At 62.3% G+C, this 15,713-nt stretch carries 16 protein-coding genes and 2 pseudogenes; 13 read left to right on the top strand and 5 right to left on the bottom strand.

Going from position 1 to position 15,713, the window contains the following annotated elements; genetic code table 11:
• Positions 1-15: 15 nt before the first annotated feature.
• Entirely contained in the window at positions 16-414 is a 399-nt protein-coding gene (locus G552_RS0104000; RefSeq protein WP_027881851.1) for a VOC family protein, read from the bottom strand.
• 86 nt (positions 415-500) lie between these two features.
• Between G552_RS0104000 and G552_RS0103995 the strand changes: the two genes are divergently transcribed.
• Positions 501-719: a CDGSH iron-sulfur domain-containing protein gene (locus tag G552_RS0103995; protein ID WP_027881850.1), complete on the top strand. Its 219-nt coding sequence runs from the start codon at positions 501-503 to the stop codon at positions 717-719.
• Between the two features lie 87 nt (positions 720-806).
• A complete protein-coding gene (locus tag G552_RS0103990) occupies positions 807-1,769 on the top strand; it encodes an aldo/keto reductase family protein (RefSeq protein ID WP_027881849.1) in 963 nt (320 codons plus the stop codon).
• Here G552_RS0103990 and G552_RS0103985 read toward each other — a convergent pair.
• Positions 1,753-2,850 (bottom strand): glycosyltransferase, encoded by a 1,098-nt coding sequence (locus G552_RS0103985; RefSeq protein ID WP_027881848.1) that lies wholly within the window; start codon positions 2,848-2,850, stop codon positions 1,753-1,755. The two genes, G552_RS0103990 and G552_RS0103985, sit on opposite strands and share 17 nt — an antisense overlap.
• Positions 2,851-3,088: 238 nt before the next feature.
• Here G552_RS0103985 and G552_RS0103980 point away from each other — a divergent pair, with 238 nt between their 5' ends.
• The 8 genes from G552_RS0103980 to G552_RS0103945 all read left to right on the top strand — a co-directional run bounded on the left by G552_RS0103980 (position 3,089) and on the right by G552_RS0103945 (position 12,326).
• Positions 3,089-3,583: a fasciclin domain-containing protein gene (locus tag G552_RS0103980; protein WP_027881847.1), complete on the top strand. Its 495-nt coding sequence runs from the start codon at positions 3,089-3,091 to the stop codon at positions 3,581-3,583.
• 136 nt (positions 3,584-3,719) lie between these two features.
• Entirely contained in the window at positions 3,720-4,379 is a 660-nt protein-coding gene (locus G552_RS0103975; protein ID WP_027881846.1) for a DUF4397 domain-containing protein, read from the top strand.
• Positions 4,380-4,472: 93 nt separating this feature from the next.
• Positions 4,473-5,759 (top strand): alpha/beta hydrolase, encoded by a 1,287-nt coding sequence (locus G552_RS0103970; RefSeq protein WP_027881845.1) that lies wholly within the window; start codon positions 4,473-4,475, stop codon positions 5,757-5,759.
• The gene (locus G552_RS0103965; RefSeq protein ID WP_027881844.1) at positions 5,756-7,252 is read left to right on the top strand and encodes a cryptochrome/photolyase family protein; all 1,497 of its coding nucleotides are present in this window, start codon (positions 5,756-5,758) and stop codon (positions 7,250-7,252) included. Before G552_RS0103970 ends, G552_RS0103965 begins: the two co-directional genes overlap by 4 nt.
• 257 nt (positions 7,253-7,509) lie before the next feature.
• Positions 7,510-10,029 (top strand): EAL domain-containing protein, encoded by a 2,520-nt coding sequence (locus G552_RS0103960; RefSeq protein WP_027881843.1) that lies wholly within the window; start codon positions 7,510-7,512, stop codon positions 10,027-10,029.
• Between the two features lie 55 nt (positions 10,030-10,084).
• Positions 10,085-10,717, top strand: a complete 633-nt coding sequence (locus G552_RS0103955) for an SDR family NAD(P)-dependent oxidoreductase (RefSeq protein WP_027881842.1) — start codon at positions 10,085-10,087, stop codon at positions 10,715-10,717.
• Between the two features lie 11 nt (positions 10,718-10,728).
• On the top strand, positions 10,729-11,262 hold the full coding sequence (locus tag G552_RS0103950) for a YceI family protein (protein WP_027881841.1): 534 nt from the start codon (positions 10,729-10,731) through the stop codon (positions 11,260-11,262).
• Positions 11,263-11,318: 56 nt separating this feature from the next.
• Positions 11,319-12,326, top strand: coding sequence for a hypothetical protein (locus tag G552_RS0103945; protein WP_027881840.1), 1,008 nt, complete (start codon positions 11,319-11,321; stop codon positions 12,324-12,326).
• Between the two features lie 42 nt (positions 12,327-12,368).
• Here the strand turns inward: G552_RS0103945 and G552_RS0103940 are convergent, their stop codons facing one another.
• Positions 12,369-13,709 carry an FAD-binding oxidoreductase gene (locus tag G552_RS0103940; protein ID WP_027881839.1) on the bottom strand — a complete coding sequence of 447 codons (1,341 nt, stop codon included), beginning with the start codon at positions 13,707-13,709 and terminating at the stop codon, positions 12,369-12,371.
• Positions 13,710-13,870: 161 nt separating this feature from the next.
• Here G552_RS0103940 and G552_RS0103935 point away from each other — a divergent pair, with 161 nt between their 5' ends.
• A complete protein-coding gene (locus tag G552_RS0103935) occupies positions 13,871-14,269 on the top strand; it encodes a hypothetical protein (RefSeq protein WP_027881838.1) in 399 nt (132 codons plus the stop codon).
• A gap of 151 nt (positions 14,270-14,420) precedes the next feature.
• Positions 14,421-14,810, top strand: coding sequence for a hypothetical protein (locus tag G552_RS16570; RefSeq protein ID WP_245575104.1), 390 nt, complete (start codon positions 14,421-14,423; stop codon positions 14,808-14,810).
• A gap of 13 nt (positions 14,811-14,823) precedes the next feature.
• On the opposite strand, the pseudogene G552_RS16995 reads toward G552_RS16570, so the two are convergent.
• Positions 14,824-14,949: pseudogene (locus G552_RS16995) on the bottom strand (DUF2256 domain-containing protein); the annotation flags it as partial.
• Complete coding sequence (locus G552_RS14730) at positions 14,949-15,428, bottom strand: S1C family serine protease (RefSeq protein ID WP_245575103.1); 480 nt, start codon at positions 15,426-15,428, stop codon at positions 14,949-14,951. The gene G552_RS14730 and the pseudogene G552_RS16995, both read right to left, overlap by 1 nt.
• Positions 15,429-15,548: 120 nt before the next feature.
• Between G552_RS14730 and G552_RS16210 the strand changes: the two are divergent.
• Positions 15,549-15,713, top strand: a pseudogene (locus G552_RS16210) (IS701 family transposase); the annotation flags it as partial.

Raw genomic sequence — 15,713 nt, 5'->3', positions numbered from 1 at the left:
TGTGCTCGCGCCCCATCAGAGTGGGCTGCGCTCCCCACGCCAGAAAGCCCGGCCCCCACTGCGGCGCCGGTCTAGGAAGAGTTCCACGGTGTTGCCGTCGGGGTCGGTCAGGCTTAGCACATGGGTAATGCCGCGGTCCTCCAGATGGTAGGGCACCCCTTCCTGGCGCACATAGGCCAGGGCTGCTTTAAAGTCGGCCTCCGAAGCCGCAGCAAACCCCAGCGCCAGCGAACTCGAGGGCATCCCCTCGCTCAGAGCCAGTTCGTAGTGGGCCTCGTTGGTGGAGGACACCAAAAGGGCGGTTTGATCAAAGCGCTCGCAAACCTGTAGGTCGAGAAAACGGGTATAGAAGGTAACGGCCTGCTCGAGGTGCCGCACCTTCAGATGCACATAGGCCAAGCGGGTGGTATACATTTTTACCATTCTCTGGACTTTTTTCCCCTCCGATTGAAAGCTGTCTCCTGTTCAGAAACACTCCTGAGACGGGTAAAATCGGCGTTATGAAAATCGAGTTCAGAGAAAATGGCTCCATCGGCCTCGAGACCGGGGGTAAGGTCATCCTACGCCAGGGCGGAGAGGAAGTGGTGCTAGAGAAAGCCCGCATCTCGCTATGCCGCTGTGGGCACTCGAGCAACAAACCCTTCTGCGACGGCTCGCACAAGGCCGCTGGCTTTACCGCTCCCGCGGCGGTCATCGAACTACCTGAGGAAGTCCTATAGCCCTAAGCCCTCTTTTCCCCTAGGCCCTTAGGCCCTGCAGGCCACGGGGAACATATGCGCTGTTTTTGAGGAGGTTACGTTATGCCCATGCGCTATCGCAAGCTCGGACAATGGGGTATCAAGGTTTCGGAAATCTCGCTGGGGGCCTGGGTCACCTACGGCGATGCGGTGAGCGACCTCGAGCAGATCAAGAAAATCACCCGCATCGCCTACGAAGGCGGGGTGAACTTCTTCGACAACGCCGACGTCTACGCCAAAGGGCTGGCCGAGGAACTCATGACCAAGGCCCTTCTGGAGCAGTTCCCCCGCCACGAGCTGGTTCTCTCGAGCAAGGTCTACTGGCCCACCAGCGAGGACGCCAACGGGCGGGGTCTCTCGCGCAAGCACGTGCGGGAAAGCCTCGAGCGCAGCCTGAGACGCATGCGCACCGACTACCTCGACCTCTACTTCTGCCACCGCTACGACCCCGAGGTACCCATGGAGGAGATCGTGACCACCATGAGCAACCTGGTCGACCGGGGCCTGGTGCTGTACTGGGGAACCTCGGAGTGGCCGGCCCCCCGCATCGCCGAGGCGGCGGCCTTTGCCCGGGCCAATGGCCTGCACCCCCCGGTGGTGGAACAGCCGCAGTACTCCATGCTCTACCGCGAGCGCGTCGAGCAGGAAATCCTGCCCGAGACCCAGCGCTTCGGGATGGGAATGGTGGTCTGGAGCCCCCTGGCCATGGGCATGCTCACCGGGCGCTACGACAAAGGCGTGCCCAAGAACAGCCGCTTTGAGCGCTATCCGCAGTTCGGTAACCGCTTCCTGACCCCCGAAAATGTGAAAAAGGTCAAGGCCCTGAAAAAGGTAGCCGACGAGCTAGGCCTGAGCCGTACCCAACTGGCTCTGGCCTGGGTGCTGCGCCAGCCGGGGGTGAGCAGCGCCATCACCGGGGCCACCAAACCGGAACAGCTCAAGGAGAGCCTGGGGGCCGCCGGGGTTGATTTGCCCAGCGAAGCCCTGGAGAAAATCGAGCGAATCCTCAACCCCGCTAAAGCGCCAGAATAAACCTGGCCAGGCGCACGATGTCGTTTTGCAGCTGAAGGGTTTTGCGCTCTTTGGGCCGATCCTTCAGCTCGCGGATTTTTTCGGCAATCTTGCGGGGCTGGCGGATGTAGTAGCCCAGCTTCTCGTGCCGGATAAGCTCCACGTTGCCATACTCCTGGGGCCAGACGTAGTCGCAGACGATCAGGTCTTTGTGCAGCGAGAGCACCTCGGCGATGGTGGCCGGGCCGGCCTTGGAGACCACTACATCCGCCAGGTTCATCAGCTCGTACATCTGCTTGGTGAAGCCGAACAAGACCAGGTTAGAGAGGTGGTGCTTTTCCTTGAAAGCCTCGAGCTGCCGGTAAAGCCGCTGGTTGTAGCCACAGACCACCACCACGTTGATGCCCTCGATCCGCACCAGCTCGCGTACCAGCCGGAAGCTGATCTTGAGGCCAGCCCCACCCCCGGTTACCAGCACGGTGTAGGGCTCCTTCAGGCCCCACTCGGCGCGCAGGCGTTCGATTTCTGCTGGCTCGAGGGGCTTGTCGTAGCGGGGGTCGATGAGGGTCTGGAAGTAGTGCAGGTTCTCGGGCGGGACCCGGTAGCGCCGGGCGATGCTGTAGGCCTCGGGGCTGGCGACCACGTACTGGTCTTTGGTATCCACAAACCAGTACAGGTGCGGGCTGAAGATGTCGCTCACCACCGTCAGGGTCTTGGGTTTGTGCCGGCGCACGTAGGGCAGCCGACGAAAGCCGTGGTTCACCGGGTAGCAGTAGACGATTTTGTCCGGCTTGAACTCCTCGAGGTAGGCGTTGATGGCCGGGGCCAGGCGCATGCCCAGCACTCGGGCAAAGGTCTGGATGGCGGGCCGGGTCTGGTAGAAAGCCTGAAACACCGTAAACAACCAGCGCTGTTTGTTCACCGCAAAGTTGTAGCCATCCTGGATGGCCTGGGCGATCCAGCGCGGCCCCACGTCGAAGAAGTTAAACAAGCGCACCTCGGACTCGGGCTCGAGTTCGGTTAGCAGCTTGTGTAGGTTCTGGGCTAGGGCGAAGTGCCCCCCCCCTGCTTTGGTGTAGACCAACAGGATTCGTTGTGGCATAGCAGCGCAGCCTGCTGCGCCTTTACAGCTTAGACCATCCCGCCCCCTGCTGCGTTGGAGCTGTACGCTGGCCCACAAATCTAAACGTATCTTAGACAAATATTATACTAACCCTACACGTCTAGAGTACAGTTAGCGGTTGGGAAGTCCGTCAAAAGCAAAGGGCCAAAACCGAACCAGGCCAGTAAACACTCCTTACCCGCTTCACCACCCGCAAAAGCAGCAAAGGAGGCAAGCCATGAAGCTCAAAACCATGCTCGTTCTCGGTAGCCTAACCCTGGTAGCCCTGGGCCTGACCCTCACCAACGCCCAGAGCACCACCCAGAACCAGACCATCGCCCAGATTGTGGCGACCAACCCCAACTTCAGCACCCTGCTGGCCGCCGTCCAGGCCGCGGGCCTGGTGGAAACCCTATCCGGCCCTGGACCCTTCACGGTTTTCGCCCCGACCAACGAAGCCTTCGCCAAGATTCCCAAGGCCGACTTAGATAAGCTGCTGGCCGACAAAGCCGCCCTGACCAAGGTGCTCACCTACCACGTGGTCGCCGGGCGGGTCCCCTCGAGCCAGGTGGTCAACCTGAAGGAGGCCAAAACCGTGGAGGGGCAGAACATCACCATCCAGGTCAAGGACGGCAAGGTCGTTCTAAACGGCAATTCCACGGTCACCGCAGTGGACATTCAAGCCAGCAACGGCATTATTCACGTGATCGACACCGTGCTGCTGCCTAAGTAAGCAGGCTGGGCTTACTACGGGAGGGCCAGATCAGCCCTCCTTTCTTCATTGACGGAGTTGGCCGGTTGCTTATCTCCCCATCTAACGTTAGGATGGCATTGCAAACGTATAACCCAGCAGTAGAAAGGAGTGATCTATGCGGTGGATAAAGTGGGTTCTTGTTTCGGCCCTAGCGCTTGGCTTTGCCTTGGCCCAGGGAAATGCCAACACGGCATTTGTGCGTTTTGCCCACCTAGTGCCCGATGCCCCGGCGGTAGATATCCTATCGGGGCAGAACAAGGTATTTGAGGCACAAAGCTTCAAGGATGTCACCTACTACGAAGCGGTCCCGGCAGGGACCCTGACCCTCACGGTGCAAACCAGCGGGCAAAACCCGGTCAAGGTCGCTGAGGTAACCCTCCGGGTACAGGCCGGTAAGTATTACACCGTAATGGCTCTGGGCACAGCCTCCACCTTGCGCACCCGGCTGGTCGAGGATCGGATCGCCCCCGCGGAAGGGGTGGCTAAGGTACGGGTAGTGCACGCCTCGCCCGACGCCCCAGCAGTGGATGTGGCTCTGAAAGGAGGGCCGGTGCTCTTCCGCAACCTGGCTTTCGGCCAGCTCTCGGGCTATGGCACTGTGCCGGCCAACGCCTACGACCTCGAGGTACGCCCCACCGGCACCACCAATGTGGCCCTGCCCTTAGAAGGGGTGGCCTTTGAATCGGGCAAGGTGTACAGCGTCTTTGCGGTCGGCCTAGTGGCTGGCCAGACCCTCGAGGTGGTAGTGGTCGAAGACACCTTTGGCAGTCCGTAGCTGGCCTTCAGTCTGGCTTTAGGTGGGCCTGTGGCCCACCTTTTTGTGTGCTCCGGTCAAGTCGGCCAGCCGTCGCCGGGACAGGATAAATCTATGCGCAAATGGTTCGCATGGATGCTGCTGCTGGGGCTGGCCCTGGCCCAAGAGGCACGCTGGGCGGGCCAGCCGGAGTACCGGGCCTTTGTGGGGGCAGCCACAGCCGCAGGTGCAGCCTTCGACCAAAGCTACGCGCTCATCTACCCTGCCCAGGACACTCCCCGGGGCACGGTGGTGTTCGTGCCGGGGTTCCTGGGCGGAGGCACCAATTTCGATGCCCTGGCCCGGCGGCTGGTACTGGCTGCCCCTGGCTGGGCAGCCTGGGCCTGGGATCGACGGGCCAACGGACTGGAGGATCGCCAGGGCTTCCGCACCCCCGACCCCTGGGCCTACTACCAAAACTACCGCCTACCCGAGCTGCCCTTTCTCAAAGACTGGGGCCTGCGGATACATCTAGAGGACCTCGAGCGGGTGGTAGATGAAGCCCGCCAGCAGGGACCGGTGGTGCTGGCTGGGCACTCTCTGGGGGCCAGCCTAGCCGCGCTGTTCGCCCTCCATCGAGGGGATAAGCTCAGCGGCCTAATCCTGCTGGATGGGGCCCCCCGCCTGATCCCCATCACCCGTGAACAGTACTATAGCGGCACCCAGGGGAGCTTCGGTCGGCTGGCTGGGCTCAACGAGCTGCTCGAGAACAAGGTGCCCCCCTACATCAACGCCTTTGGGTTGAATCCGGTGGGCTTTGCCCAGGCCGAGGCCCAGGCCTTCATGGCCGCCCAGGCTCCCCAGGCCGATGCGCCACCAGGCTGGAGCCGTTTTCCCAGTAGCCGGCTGGCCGCCGCTTTGGCCCGCATAGACGACCACTACGCCCTCTCCCCCATCTTTGCCGTCTCGCTGGGGCGCTCGAGCGGGCGGGAGGGCTTCAACCTCCTGGGCCTGTTGCTGGGCAACCCGGTCTACACCATCCGTGGCCCTCGGGGAAAGCGGGTGGAGTGGCGGGATACCGGCGAGGCCACCGATCCGCTCGAGTTCATCGCCCTTTACGCCAACCCCACCACCGGCTTTTCCGAATGGTTCTTCCCCTACCGCCTCTCCCTGGACATTGCCGGTTACCAGGTCGCCATGCCCGAGCTAAGGCCTAGGCCTCTGCCCTACCCGGTGCTGGCCCTGGGGGCCGGACGGGGGCTGCTGCCTCAAGAGGCCGACTTCGCCAGCACGCGGGAGTTCTTCCCCCAGACCCCCACTGAGGTGCGCATCCTGCCGGGTCTGACCCACCTCGACCTACTCACCAGCCGCACCGGGGCCGCGGTAGGGCCCATCGCGGCGTACCTGCGGAGGATTAGATGACCCTCTGGGTTCTAGGCGACCAGCTCAACCACCAGGCGGTGCGGCAGCTGGCCCCCAGGCGGGTACTCCTGGTCGAAGCCTACGAGCTGGGACGCAGGCCCCCCATGCACCCCCAGAAGCTGGTGCTGTTCTTTAGTGCCATGCGGCACTTCGCCCAAGAACTCCGGGCGGAGGGCCTCGAGGTGGTTTATCTTCAGGCCGAGACCCTGGCCGAAGCCTTGGCTCGCTTCTATGAGGGCCACCCCGGCGAGCCCCTAACCCAGATGCAGCCCGCCGACTACGGCTTTGCTGAGTGGGCTCGGAGCCTGGTCGAGAAGCAGGGCGGCACCTACCAGCTACAGCCCAACCCTTTGTGGCTGCTGCCCGCCGAGAGCTTCGCGGCCTGGGCAGGGGAGCGCCGAAGCTACCGACTGGAGCACTTCTACCGCTTCATGCGCCAACGCACCGGCTACCTGATGGAAAAGGGCCGGCCCCTGGGGGGGGCTTGGAACTACGACCGGGAAAACCGCCAAACCCCTCCGCCGGGCTACCAGCCCCCACCCCCGCTGTGCTTTACCCCCGACACCCTAACCCAAAGCGCCATACAGACCGTAAAAGAGCGGTTTCAGGGGCATTGGGGCAGCCTCGAGGGCTTCGCCTGGCCGGTCACCCGCCCCCAGGCCTTGGCCGCCTTGGAGGATTTCGTGCAAAACCGCCTGGCCGCCTTTGGCCCCTATCAGGACGCCCTGATGGAGGAAAGCTGGAGCCTGCACCATTCCCTGCTCTCCCCTGCCCTCAACCTGGGGCTGCTGCACCCCGCCGAGGTAGTACAGCGGGCCCTAAGCGCATATGAAGAGGGGGGGATTCCTCTGGCCAGCATCGAGGGGTTTGTGCGGCAGATTATCGGCTGGCGGGAGTACATCTACCACATCCACCGCCGGGAGATGCCCGGTCTAGCCCAGGCCAATCAGCTCGAGGCCCACCGCCCCCTGCCCCCCCTGTACGGGGGTGCCCCTACCCGGATGCGCTGCCTTAATAGCGTGATCCAACGGGTCTGGCAACGTGGCTATGCCCACCACATCGAGCGGCTGATGGTACTGGCCAATTTCGCCCTCCTCTACGGGGCCAACCCCCAGGAGCTGAACCGCTGGTTTATTTCCGCCTTTGTAGACTCAGCCGACTGGGTGATGGTGCCCAATGTGTTGGGTATGGGGGTGTTCGCCTCGCCCATTCTCTCCTCCAAACCCTACGCCGCCAGCGGAAAGTACATAGCCCGCATGGGCAACCACTGCGAGCGCTGCTTTTACAAGGTGCACGAAACCCTAGGGGAGCGGGCCTGTCCCTTCAACAGCCTCTACTGGGACTTTCTAGCCCAGCACCGCGCCCGCCTCGAGGGCCATCCCCGCCTAGGTGCCCTTTTCCGCCACTGGGATAGGCACTCTTCTGCGGGGCAACAAGCCATCTACCAGCAAGCCCAGAGGCTACGCCAGGGCCTTGCTCTGGGTGAGGTTTGAATGATAGCCGACTCAAGCAAACATCAATCCCCCGTTACCTGCTGAGGCTAGGGGTTAGGCTATCCTGGCCTGTGGCTTGTGCCGACGACTACCTTAGCCGTAACGGCAGGAATAGCCCTGGCGTTATCTATAGCCGTGGTGTGAATAACGTTATCGCCGGAAGGGTTTCTCATGTAGACTCTCCAAGGAAGGCCCGAAGGGAACGCCCTCCAATCAGCTAAAACCGAAGTAGTTGCCAGGGTGAGGAGGATAAGCGCTTGCAGGCTTGGCAGAAAAGTGTTCTAAAGAAGCAGGCCACGGCCTGGCTCAGGCCCCGCTGGCTCGAGCTTTCCGTGGGCTTCGGACTTCTGCTGGCTTACATATTGCTTTTTCCTGAATTTTACCGCGGTTTTGGCAAGAATCTGCTGATCTTGGTGCTGCCAGGGCTGATGTTGCTGAGCTGGGTTGGGGGTCTAGGCGGGGCGCTGCTGATGGGTCTGCTTCAAGCTCCCTTACAGATCATCCTGCTCAACTGGGTTGGTGCCCAGTGGGACCCCGGCCTGCACGAGTTTGTGTACCTAGCCATCGGAACGGGTCTGGCCGCCTGCTTGACCATAGGACTATTCCGCTACCAGTACGACCGCCGCTCGCTGGCCGAGGCCGCTATGGCCCAGAGCCAGGCCGAGGCCGAAGCGCGCAACCTCGAGCTGGCCCTTTTTTCCAAAGTACGCGACGGCCTAAGCCGCGACCTCGACCCCCAGGCGCTGATGCGGGGTGTGGTGGATGCTTTACAAGAACACCCCCGCTTCGACAGCGTGGCCGCCTATCTGCCCGAAGGCGAGCAACTCCGGCGGGTCTGGCTAGGAGGGAAACAAACCCTACCCGACCACTTCGGCCCTACCCACGAACTCGTACTGCGTGTAGCCCGCTCTGGTGAAACAGTCGTGCTTTACTCCACCGAGGAACGCAGCAAGGCCGGTCTGGTAGGAGACCGCAGCCTGATGGCGGTGCCCCTGCTGGTCAAGGGCAGTGTGCAGGGCGTGCTGGTAGTCAGCAGCGATGCCCCCAGCCTCGAGCCCCGGGACCTGGGCTTCTTAGAAGGGGTCGCGGCCCAGCTCAGCCTGGCCATGGGCCGGGCCCAGGCCTATCAGGCCCTGCGCGAACAGGAAACCCTCTACCGCACCCTGCTGGAAACCCTACCCGACGCAGTAGCCCTCTACGACGGTTCCAAGCTGCTTTACCTCAACCCAGCGGGACTGCGCGGGCTGGGTTACCCGCGCCTGGAGGAGGTGGTAGGCCGCCCTCTGACCCATTTTGTGCACCCCGAGTCGCTACCCCGGGTGGCCGAGCGGGTACAGCGTATCCTGGGGGGCGAACCCGACCGGGTAGAGGAGGTTCGCCTGCTGAGCAAGGATGGGCGTGCACTCGAGGTCGAGGCCCTGGGCGCGCTGGTAGAGTTTGGAGGGCAGAAGCAGGTTATGATCTCCATCCGCGATGTAGGGGAGCGCAAACGCCAGCAAGCCCGCATCGAGTATCTGGCCTACCACGACCCCCTTACCGACTTACCCAACCGGCGCAAACTCTGGGCCGTAGCGGAGAAGGTTTTTGTGGCCGACCGACGCCGGCGCGAAACCCCCGCTTTGATCTACCTCGATCTGGACAATTTCAAAATGGTCAACGACACCCTGGACCATCAGGCTGGCGACGAACTGCTCCGCCAGCTTGCCCTGCGCATCCGTGAGGTCTTGCGTCAAGACGACCTCTTGGTCCGCATGGGAGGGGATGAGTTTGCCGTGCTTTTGGCCTCTGCCGACCGCCAGTCGGCCCTAAGCGCTGCCCGGCGGGTGCGAGCGGTCTTTGACGAACCCTTTACCCTGGCTGACCAGTCCATTCATGTCCAGGCTAGCCTAGGGGTGGCCCTCTATCCCGAACACGGCCAAAGCCTCGACGAGCTGGCCCGCGCAGCAGACGTGGCCATGTACCAGGCCAAGCATGCCCACAGCGGCATCGCCATCTACGACCCTACCCAAGACCTCAACTCCCTCGAGCGCCTCAAGACCATCCAACTGTTGCGACAAACCATTCGCGAAGGCCGCTTCCTGATCCGCTACCAGCCCATCCTGAGCCTTCCCGAACGCAGGGTGAGCAAATGGGAAGCCCTGGTCCGCTGGGAACACCCCACCCGAGGCTTCTTGCACCCCAGCGAGTTCGTACCTCTGGCAGAGGAAGCCGGTTTGATTGGAGAACTCGACCTAGCCGTGCTCAAACAAGCTGTACGCGATCAACAGCACCTGGGGGCCGAACTCTCCATCAACTTCTCTGCCGTCACCCTAGCCCACCCCAACTGGGTCCGCGAGGTGGTGCGCTCACTGGTAGAAGAAAACCTGCAACCCCAGATGCTTTGGCTCGAGATCACCGAGTCGGCCCTTTTGCCTGAGCGGCAGAGGTGGCTGGGGGGCCTGGTGGCTCTGCGCGGCCTGGGGGTGCGGGTAGCCCTCGACGACTTTGGCATGGGCTATTCCTCCTTGGCCCACCTCAAGCAAATTCCGGTGGACCTCATCAAAATTGACAAAAGTTTTGTGGCCGAAATAGGGCAAAACCCCTCTTCGGAAAACATCCTGCGGGCCGTGCTACACCTGGCCAATGCCTTTGGCCTTAAAACCTTGGCCGAGGGAGTGGAAAGCCAGGCCCAGCTCGAGTGGCTTAGCCGCCACGGCTGCCACTTTGCCCAGGGGTACTACATCGGCCTGCCCATGACCCTCGAGCAGGCCGCCCAAATGGAAAACAAAGTTCTTTAGCCTGATTGGCCCCTAGGCTACGGTGGGTTTTTTAGAGGAAACCTAATGTTAGGGCGTGAATACCTTGGTATTAGGCGCTACCGGCGGCATCGGCCAAGCCCTGGCCAGCGCACTGGCGGCGCGAGGGGGGCAATTGTGGCTTTCCGGGCGCAATGGGCAGGCACTGGCAGAGCTGGCCCGCCGCCTGGGGGCTCGGGCTGTGCCCGCCGAGCTGGGCCATGAGCTGGAGGTGCAGGCCCTGGCTGCCGAGGTAGGGCCCCTAGACTTATTCATCTACGCCGCAGGCGCGGTCGTGCGACAGGGCCTGCGCGAACTGGGCACAAAAGACCTCGAGCGCCTGTTTACCGCCAACCTAAAGGGGCTACTCCTAGCCCTCAAGCACCTCTCCTTCCGGCCCGGGGCCCGAGGGGTGGTGCTGGGGGTCTACCCCGAGCTGGTCAGCGTACCGGGCCTAGCCGCTTACACTGCCAGCAAACTGGCCGCCGAAGGGGTGCTGCACGTAGCCCGCCGGGAGTTTCGCCGCGAAGGGGTGCGCTTCTGCCTGGTACGCCTGCCAGCCGTTGCCACCCCTCTCTGGGCCCCCTTTGGCGAACCTCCCAAAAACGCTTTGGCCCCAGCACAAGCCGCCGAGCGCATCCTCGAGGGGGCCCTGGCCGACCCCCTGCCTGAGACTCTGGAGGTTCGTTAGGGGGCAAAACCATGAGGCCATACCCGCTCATCGTCCTCCTTTGGGCCGCATTGGGCCTCGGCCTAGCCCAGAGCCAGACCTACGCTATTGAAGGCCGGGTAACCTACAAGGCCAGCTACAACCTGGGCCGTTGGGAAGGCATCAACACCAGCGTGCAAGGCAATGTGCGCTGGAACAGCCAGACCGGCGAGGCCGCTGGCCGGGTCTGTGTAGACCTAAGCCGCTTCGACTCAGGCAACCCTCTGCGCGACGCCGATGCTCGGGGAGTCTTCGATGTCAACCGCTTTCCCCAAAGCTGCTTGGAGGTAGAGCGCCTCAGCCAGAACGGCGAGGAAGCCGTGCTGCTGGGTACCCTGGAGATCAGCGGGACCCGCCGGAGCGTGCGCATCGTCGGTCGGCTGGTACAGGAAGGCAGTGGCTACCGCTTTTCTGGTGGCTTCAACACCCGTTTTTCCGAGTGGAACCTCACCCCCCCTAGCTTGCTGTTTCTTCGGGTGAACGACCCCGTCGAAGTACGCCTGGAGGCTCGAGCCAGCCTGCGTTAAGAAAAGCTAAACCGTGGTTTAGCCCCCCAAGACCCCGATTTTGCTAAGCTTTGTCCATGCGGCGCAGCCTGGCTTTGCTGGGAGGGCTGGTAGGGGTTCTGCTGGCCTGCGAAACCACCAAGGCTCTCCCACCTGGGCAGCCCACCCCTATCGCAAGGCAACACTGCCCAGAGTGGGTACACAACCGCTACACCGTTCTGGGCCCCGACGGCGAGCGGTACCCAACCTGGCACCCCCCGGTAGACCCGGATTATGGCTGCTACTTCGACCACGATCACGGCGACGACCCCCGCCGCAGCCTGGCCAACCCTGAACTACCCCCCTTCGGCTACGTGGGCAAGCTGGCCGGTATGCCCGAGGCTCACGAGGGCTTCAAGGTTTTTGTAGCTAATCGAGGTACCCTCAACGACGAAGGGCGCGTGGCCCTGACCAGTACCCGTATTGTGGCCCACATGGGCACCGGCGGGGTACGGCGCTACACCACCCGTCTGCACTCTCTCCTCTTCGACCTAGTAGCCCCTAGCGGCCACCGCCTTAGCGTGCAGGGCATGGCCGACACCGGCCTAGCGGGCTCTATCTGTGATCGTGACCGCAGCCTGAGCGACGCCGACCCCAACAACGACGTAGGCCGCACGGTGATGACCCTACCAGGTAGCGGCTGCCACGGCCCAAACCCCGGCTCGCTCTACGAAATATGGACCTTCCGGCTTCGACTGGCAGAAAAAGTTGAAGTTATCGCCTCTACCGCGGTCTTCGACCCCATCACCACCCTTAACCCTGCCAACCCCAACGAGCTGCACTACACTGAGGCGGTTTTTAGAGGATTCCAAAACCTGCGGGGCTGCCAGCGCGAGGCCTATCACGGCCCGGTCTACTGGTATAACCCCAATGGCCCTGAGGTCTTCTATACCGATACACTGGGCCGCCCCGGCGGTACCCTGCGCCAGGTGGTCTCGAGGCATAGCGATATCGGCATCCCCATGTCCCAGCGCTCCGACGGCCTGCAAAACCAGTTCAAGCTGCTCAGCCACTCTTGCGCCCCCGGCCTGGGCTTGAAAAATTAGGGGTTCGGCGCAAGCAGCACAAAGTAGTCAACCCGGCATGGCCTAGAAAATCTTACCCGGGTTGAGCAGACCCAAAGGGTCGAAGAGGTTTTTGAGTTGCTTCATCCAAAGCAAGGCCGGCCCATGTTCCTGAGCTAGGTACTTTTTCTTGCGCAAGCCCACCCCGTGCTCGCCAGTGCAGGTACCCCCCAGGGCCAAGGTGTGCTCCACCAGCCGCTGGGAAAAAGCCTCAGCCCGGGCATCCCCTGGGGGGCAAACCACCAGGGTATGGAAGTTACCATCGCCCACATGACCCAGGATGTTGCCCTGCAAGCCCATTTCCCGCAGCAACCGCCGGGCAACACTGACCAGCTCGGGCATCTTGGAGATGGGCACCGCGGTATCGGTAGAAAGGTACTGCTGGCCAGGGAAAAGATGCACCAAAGCCCAGTACGCCTGGTGGCGGGCCTCCCACTGGGCGGTGCGCTCTTCTTGGGTGTGGGCCACGTCCACCTCGAGGGCCCCCGCCTCCTGCATCAGCTCGAGGGCCAACCTCGACTCCGCCGCCAGCGCCTCAGGCGTAGAAGAGTGGAATTCCACAAACAAAGCCGGCTTCTCGGGGTAGCTGCGCCCCAGGTAACGGTTGATGGCCCGCAGGCCCATCTCGTCGACCAGCTCCAGCCGGGCCACCGGCAGACCGCTGGCCATGACCGCATAGGCGGCCTGGGCACAAGGCTCTAGATCGGGAAAGAAAACCCTCAGGGTGTGAATGTGGGCCGGCAAGGGATGAAGCCGCAAGGTCAGGCGGGTAATGACCCCAAGGGTACCCTCGGAGCCGATGAAAAGGTCCTTGAGGTCGTAGCCGGCGCTGGTCTTGCGCACACCCCGGCCTAGCTCGAGCACTTCCCCGCTGGCTAATACCACCTGTAAGGCCAGCACGTTGGGCCGCATGCCCCCGTAGCGCACCGTGGTCGTGCCAGAGGCATTGGTCGCCGCCATACCACCCAAGGTAGCGTCGGCCCCCGGATCGACAGGAAAAAACAAGCCTGTGCCCTTGAGAGCCTCGTTGAGGGCCTTGCGGGTGAGGCCAGGCTCTACTACCGCCAGGAAATCTTCCGGCTGTAGCGAGAGCACCCGGTTCATACCCGACAGGTCGAGCGAGATGGCCGGCCCCTGGGGAACCACATGCCCCTCAAGGCTGGTACCCGCACCGAAGGGAATCACCGCTACCCGCTTTTCCCGCGCCCAGGCCAGGGCGGCTTGTACATCGGCCAGGCCCTGGGCATAGACCACGGCCAAAGGAGGGTGCTGTAAGGGATAGCTTTCGTCTTTGCCGTGGGTTTCCAAGTCGGTTGGTGCTGTGCTCACCTTTCCCGGCAAGGCGTCTTTTAGGCTCTCCAGCATGTTACTAGCCTACCCCCAAGCTTGACCAAGGTAAAAGCCTCAATACCGCCTACTTTTGGAGAGGATGTGTGCGCCATGAGCGTTAAGCAACCGTTAAGTCAAGGCGGGCAGTGGCAAATGAGCCAAAAAAACCGCTCGGGCTGTTAGCCTGGCCTGTGGTGATGAGCACCTTGAGCAACTTCCACAAGCTTGCCTCGCGAGAAAACCTAGAACAACTCCTGGCCGAAGCAGAGAGCAAACTAGCCCAAGCCCCCGCTCAGGCCGCTGAACCGGCCCGACGGGCCGAGCATCTGGCCCGGCGCAAAGGCAATAATCGGGCCTGGGCACAAAGCCTTTTTATCTGGGGGGTATCCCAACTGTACAGCGGAAGCATCCACGAGGCCCTGGGGCTTTTCTCCCGCGCTCTGGCTGTGTATCGCTTTCTTGGCGATGAAGAGGGGCAGTGGGCCAGCCTGAAAGCCATCGGCCTAGCCTGGGGCTACCTGGGCGATCCCACCCAGGCCCACGACTGCCACGCCCAAGCCAACGCTTTCCCACGCCAGGCCGAGTTTGCCGCCTAAGCTACCTGGCCGCGCTGGTTTGCTGGAAACCAGACCTGACACTTTTCTAGCACAACTGTCAGAGGCCATAAGGCAAATAACCCGTCTCAGACGGGTTATTTTTGCTTGACTCAAGGTGGGGTTTATTGCAAGCTGAAGTATGGCAAGCGCCATGAAACGCGAAGTCTGGCAGGATGTAGAGGTCAATCTGGAGCTTTCCCTCGAGTTCGACCCAGAGGAGTTCCTGCGCCGCTATCCTGGGCTTTCCCTGGTGCTGGCCGAGCTCTTAATAGGGCCGCCCCGGCGCTGGCGCGACCCCGCAGAGTTGCTGCCCTATGCCGGCTGCAAAAGCCTCGAGGCCAAACTGCCCCGCCTGCGCTTCAGCCCTCTGGAAACCCGCCCCCTGGCCCAAGCCTTGGACCGGCTGTTCACTGCGCTGGAGTTCCGCATTGTGGGACACAAGGTACTGGCCGTTCCGCCTCCCACTCGAAGCGCTCGGCTGCCCGAGGGCTGGCGGGCTCGCAGTGAGGTCTGGCTGTGCCACCAACCCCTACAAACCTAGCCTTGCGGCAGCGGGCCGAGCAGTACAAAACCTCCGCCCAATGGCGGGCCCATCGTTTGCGCCACTGAAAGGGGCGACCACACACTGGGCAGACCTTGCTGGGCAGATGGGCTTTGAAGCCCTTAAGCGACCTTCTCATCAGCCCCGGCGGGTAGGGTTGGCGGTCAGGCGCAGCTCGACCTTGAGAATCTGGCCACCCCGCCGCACGGTGAGGGTTATGGCATCCCCCACCTCCTTGCTGCGGATGTAGCGCTGAAGCTGGGTCACCTCGTTGAAAGGGCGCCCATCGGCCTCGAGAATCACGTCGAACTCGAACACCTCCCGCCCGTTTTCCCGTCGCACCACAAACCCCCGCAGGCCCGCCCGCTCTGCTGCCCCACCTGGCAGCAGGCCGCGGATTAGGATGCCCTCTTTGGGGATGCCCAAAGTGGCTGCTGTCTCATCGTCAATAGGGAAAAGCTGTACACCAATATAGGGCACATCCCGCTTACGACCTGCTTTGAGCTGCTCGAGGACCTCGGCTAGGCCCAAAAGGGGCGAAAGATAGCTCTCGAACACCCCGTTAGGCTGGCCAATGGCCACCACCACAGCCACTACCCGCCCAGCCTGGTTGATCACCGGCCCTCCGGAGTCGCCAGGGGCTAAAGGAATGGTGCTGGAGATGGCAATGGAGTTGAAGAAGGGTAGGAGTTACGCAGTTGCAGTTGACTGGACATTCTTCTGTGTGCTAGGAGGAGAGTGCTTAGCCAAGCTTCTCCAAAGGGGGTGATGCCCATGAACCCACCGAAGTGCGATGACCTGGACTACATCCACTTTCTCATCGCCGCTCAGCGGGTCTTCACCTGTACCGAGGCCGCTCGCTGTAGTCCAAAGGAGAAGAGCCCTCCCGCCCATGATGCCTTT

This window comes from Meiothermus rufus DSM 22234, from assembly GCF_000423425.1.
GTDB classification, from domain to species: Bacteria; Deinococcota; Deinococci; order Deinococcales; family Thermaceae; genus Meiothermus; species Meiothermus rufus.
This window is presented reverse-complemented; position numbering and strand designations above follow the sequence as displayed.

Coding starts and splice junctions, on each gene's coding strand:
- G552_RS0104000 (WP_027881851.1), bottom strand. CDS start 414: ATGTATACCACCCGCTTGGCCTATGTGCATCTGAAGGTGCGGCACCTC.
- G552_RS0103995 (WP_027881850.1), top strand. CDS start 501: ATGAAAATCGAGTTCAGAGAAAATGGCTCCATCGGCCTCGAGACCGGG.
- G552_RS0103990 (WP_027881849.1), top strand. CDS start 807: ATGCGCTATCGCAAGCTCGGACAATGGGGTATCAAGGTTTCGGAAATC.
- G552_RS0103985 (WP_027881848.1), bottom strand. CDS start 2,850: ATGCCACAACGAATCCTGTTGGTCTACACCAAAGCAGGGGGGGGGCAC.
- G552_RS0103980 (WP_027881847.1), top strand. CDS start 3,089: ATGAAGCTCAAAACCATGCTCGTTCTCGGTAGCCTAACCCTGGTAGCC.
- G552_RS0103975 (WP_027881846.1), top strand. CDS start 3,720: ATGCGGTGGATAAAGTGGGTTCTTGTTTCGGCCCTAGCGCTTGGCTTT.
- G552_RS0103970 (WP_027881845.1), top strand. CDS start 4,473: ATGCGCAAATGGTTCGCATGGATGCTGCTGCTGGGGCTGGCCCTGGCC.
- G552_RS0103965 (WP_027881844.1), top strand. CDS start 5,756: ATGACCCTCTGGGTTCTAGGCGACCAGCTCAACCACCAGGCGGTGCGG.
- G552_RS0103950 (WP_027881841.1), top strand. CDS start 10,729: ATGAGGCCATACCCGCTCATCGTCCTCCTTTGGGCCGCATTGGGCCTC.
- G552_RS0103945 (WP_027881840.1), top strand. CDS start 11,319: ATGCGGCGCAGCCTGGCTTTGCTGGGAGGGCTGGTAGGGGTTCTGCTG.
- G552_RS0103940 (WP_027881839.1), bottom strand. CDS start 13,709: ATGCTGGAGAGCCTAAAAGACGCCTTGCCGGGAAAGGTGAGCACAGCA.
- G552_RS0103935 (WP_027881838.1), top strand. CDS start 13,871: ATGAGCACCTTGAGCAACTTCCACAAGCTTGCCTCGCGAGAAAACCTA.
- G552_RS16570 (WP_245575104.1), top strand. CDS start 14,421: ATGAAACGCGAAGTCTGGCAGGATGTAGAGGTCAATCTGGAGCTTTCC.